Raw genomic sequence first — 6,424 nt, 5'->3', positions numbered from 1 at the left:
CGGGTGCCCTTCGTCACCTCGCTCGGCGTCGGCCTGCATCTGGAGGCCTGGGGCGTGCCGGCCGAACGCATCGTCGAACTCGACTGGTAGGAACGCATCACCCTGCCGCACGGGCTGACGATCAGCGCCGCGCCAGCACATCACTACTCCGGGCGCGGGCTGCGCGACCGTAACGTGACCCTCTGGTCGTCGTTCGCCCTGCGCGGCGAGCGCCATGCGGTGTTCTTCAGCGGCGATACCGGGCTCTCGCCGGTCTTCGCCGAGATCGGCCGGCGGCTCGGGCCGTTCGATCTGGTGATGCTCGAGGTCGGCGCCTGCCATCCGGCCTGGGGGAATATTCACCTGGGGCCGGACAATGCGCTGAAGGCCTGGGAGCAACTGGGCAGCGGGCGTTTCCTGCCGGTGCACTGGGGCACCTTCAACCTGGCGATGCACCCCTGGGCCCAGCCGGCGGATGTGCTGCTGACGCACGCCCCGGAGGGACTGGTGATGCCGCGCCTCGGCGAGCCGGTCGAGCCGGCCCGGTTCGAGGCAGTAGAGCCATGATGACGTGGGGTGGTCGGGGGCGACTGGCAGGACGCTACGAAGCAGGATGTCGGGCTTCTGGTGCTTTCCGGGACCAAACAGCTAGGCTCCGCCGGCACCAGCTCGCCGGCCGGCGCGTAGAGGATCGCCGCATCCAGCGGCCCAGGCGCCGGACCGGGGCCAGCCTTGACCAGCGAGCGCCGGCCGATCAGTCCAGCGCAGAGCAGCGGCGCCAGGGCCACGTCGTCGCCGTCCTCGCCCAGGCCGAAGGCGAAGCGGGCGTTGGCCACCCCCCGTTCGGCGTAGCCGCCGGGACGAGTGTAACCGGTGAACTGCGGCGCGTCGCAGAGGTTTTCCGCGTCGTGCCGGCAGTACCAGCACTGGCCGCAGGTGTGCCCCAGCCAGGGGATGCCGACCCGCTGGCCGAGCGTGAAACCCTCGACGCTCGGCCCGACGGCGTCCACCCGGCCGACGATCTCGTGGCCGGGGATGACGCGCACCGCCGGCCGTTCGCCGTCGACCACGTGCAGGTCGGTGCGGCACACCCTGCAGGCGGCGCCCGCACGCGCAGCTCGCCCAGCCCCAGCTGCGGATCGGGCAGCTCACGCAGTATCAGGGGTTGACCGAGCGCTTCGAGCAGCATGGCGCGCATCGGCGATCGCCTCCCTTCTCTTCGTTCTCATCAGCATAGGGGGACGGGCAGGCCACACGGCAGCTTTGCAGACGATCGCTACCCGAAGGCTGTATTCCGAGCATTTTTCAAAGACAGCGCTGTCTTAGCTGTGTAGGGCGGCACGTCCGCCGACTTATGCGTGGCATGCCGATCTTGGCAAATTTGTTGCTTGGTAAATCGATTTATTGTTCAATGAAATCGGTTTCAATCCTGGACGAAGCCTCCGCTGCCAGAAAGAAGAGGCTCAGATCCATGCACGATCATCTAGAGCGCTTTTGGCGACGCGGCATCCGCCACGGCCCGCTGCGGATGTTGTATGGCCCACTTGGAAAACCCGTTTTCGCCCCCGGCTATCGGCACGCTCGCGGCGAGAACCGCGCTGCGGCGTGCCGTGGGCGAGCTAGCCGACGGGGCCTCCGGGCCAATCCGTTCCTTCCAGAACGAGCGTCGCGCGGTGGAGCTACCAAGGATCTCTATCGGAAACAGTGCGCACGCGGTCAGCGGGCCGCGCCGTTTCCTGGCTGAAACCTTTCGTCATGCAGGGATGCGCGACAAGTTCGTTCAACTTGACCAGTCCAGACCGCGACTGGGATGTACCGCATCAATGAGGTATCCCATGCCCGACGACAAAACCTTCAGTGGCCGACGCGACTTCCTGCGTAAAACCCTGGCCGTGATTCCGGCGATCACCGTGGCCGGCTACGGTGTAGCGACGACGGCCGCCAGCCAAGCCGCCCCCACCCTGCAGTCCCCTTACCGGCCGCGCTTCTTCACGAGCGCCGAGTGGGCCTTCGTCAACGCCGCCGTGGCCCGCTTGATTCCCAGCGACGCCAACGGCCCCGGCGCGGTCGAGGCCGGCGTGCCGGAGTTCATCGACCGCCAGCTGGAAACCGCCTACGGCCACGGCAACCTCTGGTACATGCAGGCGCCCTTCGCCGCCGACGCCGCGCCGGAGTTCGGCCACCAGTTGAAGCTGGTGCCGCGCGACATCTACCGCATCGGCATCGCCGCGCTGGAGCGCTGGTGCCAGAGCCAGCACGGCAAGGTCTTCGCCGAACTGGAGCCAGCCGGCCAGGACGACCTGCTGCGCCAGCTGGAAGGCGGGCACCTCGACCTGCAGGACCTGCCGTCCGCCCTGCTATTCGGCCAGCTCTGGCAGAACACCCGCGAGGGCTTCTTCGCCGACCCGATTCACGGCGGCAACCGCGGCCTGGTCGGCTGGAAGCTGGTGGGCTTCCCCGGCGCCCGCGCCGACTTCATGGACTGGGTGGACCGCGGCGAGAAGTACCCCTTCCCGCCGGTTTCGATTTCTGGAGAGAGGGGCTGAACATGGCGACGACACTCAAACCCGTGAACGCCGTGGTGGTCGGTTTCGGCTGGGCCGGCTCGATTCTCGCCAAGGAGCTGACCGAGGCGGGCCTGCAGGTGGTCGCCCTGGAGCGCGGCCCGCACCAGGATACCTACCCCGACGGCGCCTACCCCAACACCCTCGACGAGCTGACCTACAACAGCCGCGGCAAGCTGTTCCAGGATCTCTCGAAGAGCACCGTGAGCATCCGCCACGGCATCGACGGCACCGCGCTGCCCTATCGCCAGCTCTCCGCCTTCCTGCCCGGCAACGGCGTCGGCGGCGCCGGCCTGCACTGGTCCGGCGTGCATTTCCGGATCATGCCCGAGGAGCTGCGCCTGCGCAGTCACTACGAGGAGCGCTACGGCAAGGGCTTCATCCCCGAAGGCATGACCATCCAGGACTACGGCGTCAGCTACGAGGAACTGGAGCCGCACTTCGACTTCGCCGAAAAGGTCTTCGGCACTTCCGGCACCGCCTACAAGGTCAAAGGCCAGGTGGTCGGCGATGGCAACCCCTTCGCGCCGGACCGCTCCGATAACTTCCCGCTGCCCGCGCTGAAGGACGTCTACTCCGCCCAGCTGTTCCGCAAGGCGGCCGAGGAAGTCGGCATGCGCCCCTACGCCATGCCCGCGGCCAACGCCTCCGGTCCCTGGACCAATCCCTACGGCGTGCAGATGGGCCCGTGCAACTTCTGCGGCTTCTGCAGCGGCTATGCCTGCTACATGTATTCCAAGGCCTCGCCGAACCTGAACATCCTGCCGGCGCTGAAGCAGAGCGAGCTGTTCGAGCTGCGCGTCAACAGCAACGTGCTTCGGGTCAACCTGGACAGCGACGGCAAGCGCGCCACCGGCGTCACCTACGTCGACGCCCAGGGCCGCGAGATCGTCCAGCCGGCCGACCTGGTGATCGTCAGCGCCTTCCAGTTCCACAACGTGCACCTGATGCTGCTGTCCGGGATCGGCACGCCGTACGACCCGCGCACCGGCGAAGGCGTGGTGGGCAAGAACTTCGCCTACCAGAACATGGCCACCATCAAGGCCTTCTTCGACCGCGACGTGCACACCAACCCCTTCATCGGCACCGGCGGCGGCGGCGTGGCGGTGGACGACTTCAACGCCGACAACTTCGACCACGGCCCGCTGGGCTTCGTCGGCGGTTCGCCGTTCTGGGTCAACCAGGCCGGCAGCAAGCCGATCCGCGGCCTGACCCTGCCGCCCGGCTCGCCGAGCTGGGGCAGCGGCTGGAAGCAGGCGGCGAAGGACGCCTACACCCACACCCTGTCGATGGACGCCCACGGCAGCAACATGAGCTACCGCGACAACTATCTGGACCTCGACCCCACCTACAAGGACGCCTACGGCCAGCCGCTGCTGCGCATGACCTTCGACTGGAAGGAAAACGAGTACAAGATGACGCGCTACGTCACCGAGCAGATGCGCAAGATCGCCGAGGCGATGAATCCCAAGGCCATCGCCGTCCACGTCAAGAACTTCGGCGAACACTTCAACACCCGCGCCTACCAGACCACCCACCTGCTCGGCGGCGCGATCATGGGTAGCGACCCGAAGACCAGCGCCGTCAACCGCTACCTGCAGAGCTGGGACGTGCACAATGTCTTCGTCATCGGCGCCTCGGCGTTCCCCCAGGGTACCGGCTACAACCCCACCGGCCTAGTGGCGGCGCTGGCCTACTGGTCGGCCAAGGCGATCCGCGAGCAGTACCTGAAGAACCCCGGTCCGCTGGTCCAGGCGTGAGGAGCGCGACGATGAAACTGATCCCCTACCTGTTCGGCCTGTCGGCCCTGCTCGCGCTCGGCGCTTCGGCCGCCGAAACGGCCGACCCGGAACTGCTGAAGAAAGGCGAGTACCTGGCCCGCGCCGGCGACTGCGTGGCCTGCCACACCGCCAAGGGCGGCCAGCCGTTCGCCGGCGGCCTGCCGATGGAAACGCCGATCGGCACCCTGTTCTCCACCAACATCACCCCGGACCGGGAAACCGGCATCGGCGCCTACAGCTTCGAGGACTTCGACCTGGCGGTACGCCACGGCATCGCCAAGCAGGGCTATACCCTCTATCCGGCCATGCCCTATCCGTCCTACGCGCGGGTCACCGAGCCGGACATGCGCGCGCTCTATGCCTACTTCATGCAGGGCGTCGCGCCGGTTAAGCAGGCCAACAAAGACAGCGCTATCCCATGGCCGCTGTCGATGCGCTTGCCGCTGACCTTCTGGCGCTGGGCCTTCGCGCCCGCGGTGGAGGACTTCGCGCTGGCCGGAGGCCAGGACCCGCTGCTGGAGCGTGGCGCCTACCTGGTCGACGGGCTCGGCCACTGCGGCGCCTGCCACACCCCGCGCGGCATCGGCATGCAGGAGAAGGCCCTGAGCGCCGGCGACGGCCCGGACTTCCTGGCTGGCAGCGCGCCCCTGGAGGGCTGGATCGCCAAGAGCCTGCGCGGCGACCATCGGACCGGCATCAGCAACTGGAGCGAGGCCGAGCTGGTGCAGTTCCTGCGCACCGGGCGCACCGACCGCACGGCGGTGTTCGGCGGCATGTCCGAAGTGGTGGTGCACAGCATGCAGTACATGACCGATGCGGATCTCACCGCCATCGCCCGCTACCTGAAATCGCTGCCGGCGAGCAATCCCGGCGCCCCGGCGTACGCCTACGACGACCAGGTGAGCAAGGCGCTGTACCACGGCGACGACAGCAAGACCGGCGCGGCGCTCTACGTCGACAACTGCGCGGCCTGCCACCGCACCGACGGCCAGGGCTACGCGCGAGTGTTCCCGGCGCTGGCCGGCAACCCGGTGGTCAGCGGCGACGACGCCACCTCGCTGATCCACATCGTGCTCAAGGGCGACACCCTGCCGGCCACCCACCAGGCACCCTCGACCTTCACCATGCCGCCGTTCAGCTGGCGCCTGAACGACCAGCAGGTCGCCGACGTGGTGAACTTCATCCGCAGCAGTTGGGGTAACCAGGCGTCGCCGGTGAACGCCGAACAGGTCAAGCACCTGCGCGCGGAACTCGACGTGCCGGCCCTGGGGCAGATCCCCGATCCCCATGCGCTAGCACCGCAGCACTGAGAGGCTGTGAAAAATTCAAGCCGCTGCTGAGCCCCCTTCAAAACCCCCGCTAAAACGTTGCGCTACGTGAAAAGTGAGACTATTTGGTCCGCAAACTCTCCTGCATTTCACGTAGCACGCCGTTCTGAAGGTGGTTGGAGAGGTTCTCGCGGCGCTATTCGATTTTTTCACAACCTCTGAGGCGGCTTCCGGGCGTCCGGCCGGGCGCCCGGAGCATTCCGCCCGCATGAACGGGTCCGGCAGCAACTGCCGGGCCTTTCCCCGACCGACGCATCCAGCGCCGTGGAAGGGAATGCTCGAATCTTTTTCACCATCGAACCTGCACTGGAACATCACAATAATGAAAAACAGGAGTGACTCTCCGCGCCCTAGCCCCCTTGCCTCCGCGCTGCCTTTGGTTTTCGCGGGCTTGCTTCCCGGCGAGTCTGTCCAGGCCGACTTCCTAGAGGACAGCCAGGGCACCCTGACCCTGCGCAACTTCTACATTCATCGTAATTTCGTTGACGACAGCGCTACCCGCAGTAAGGCCGAGGAATGGACCCAGAGCTTCATCTTCGACCTGCAGTCGGGCTACACCGAAGGCCCCGTCGGCTTCGGCATCGACATGCTCGGCCTCTGGTCGGTCAAGCTCGACGGCGGCCGGGGCACCAGCGGCACCCAGCTGCTGCCGGTCGACAAGGACGGCGACCCGGCCGACCAGTTCGGTCGCCTGGCGCTGGCCGGCAAGCTGCGTTTTTCCAAGACCGAGGTGAAGGCCGGCGAATGGTCGCCGGTGCTGCCGATCCTGCGC

At 67.0% G+C, this 6,424-nt stretch carries 5 protein-coding genes and 1 pseudogene; 5 read left to right on the top strand and 1 reads right to left on the bottom strand.

Annotation, left to right across the window (positions count from 1 at the left end):
• Positions 1 to 96: 96 nt before the first annotated feature.
• Positions 97 to 546, top strand: coding sequence for an MBL fold metallo-hydrolase (locus tag BMY22_RS25330; protein WP_341865022.1), 450 nt, complete (start codon positions 97 to 99; stop codon positions 544 to 546).
• Positions 547 to 635: 89 nt separating this feature from the next.
• Here BMY22_RS25330 and BMY22_RS25325 read toward each other — a convergent pair.
• A pseudogene (locus tag BMY22_RS25325) lies at positions 636 to 1,177 on the bottom strand (alcohol dehydrogenase catalytic domain-containing protein); the annotation flags it as partial.
• A 637-nt stretch (positions 1,178 to 1,814) separates the two neighbouring features.
• Between BMY22_RS25325 and BMY22_RS22255 the strand changes: the two are divergent.
• The 4 genes from BMY22_RS22255 to BMY22_RS22240 all read left to right on the top strand — a co-directional run.
• A complete protein-coding gene (locus tag BMY22_RS22255) occupies positions 1,815 to 2,525 on the top strand; it encodes a gluconate 2-dehydrogenase subunit 3 family protein (protein ID WP_090625478.1) in 711 nt (236 codons plus the stop codon).
• A 2-nt stretch (positions 2,526 to 2,527) separates the two neighbouring features.
• The gene (locus BMY22_RS22250) at positions 2,528 to 4,303 is read left to right on the top strand and encodes a GMC family oxidoreductase (protein WP_090625476.1); all 1,776 of its coding nucleotides are present in this window, start codon (positions 2,528 to 2,530) and stop codon (positions 4,301 to 4,303) included.
• 11 nt (positions 4,304 to 4,314) lie between these two features.
• On the top strand, positions 4,315 to 5,634 hold the full coding sequence (locus BMY22_RS22245; protein WP_090625475.1) for a cytochrome c: 1,320 nt from the start codon (positions 4,315 to 4,317) through the stop codon (positions 5,632 to 5,634).
• A gap of 340 nt (positions 5,635 to 5,974) precedes the next feature.
• Positions 5,975 to 6,424 (top strand): OprD family outer membrane porin (locus tag BMY22_RS22240; RefSeq protein WP_143068608.1); only part of this gene is annotated, 450 nt, incomplete at its 3' end.

This window comes from Azotobacter beijerinckii, assembly GCF_900110885.1.
In the GTDB taxonomy this organism is placed as follows: domain Bacteria; phylum Pseudomonadota; class Gammaproteobacteria; order Pseudomonadales; family Pseudomonadaceae; genus Azotobacter; species Azotobacter beijerinckii.
This window is presented reverse-complemented; position numbering and strand designations above follow the sequence as displayed.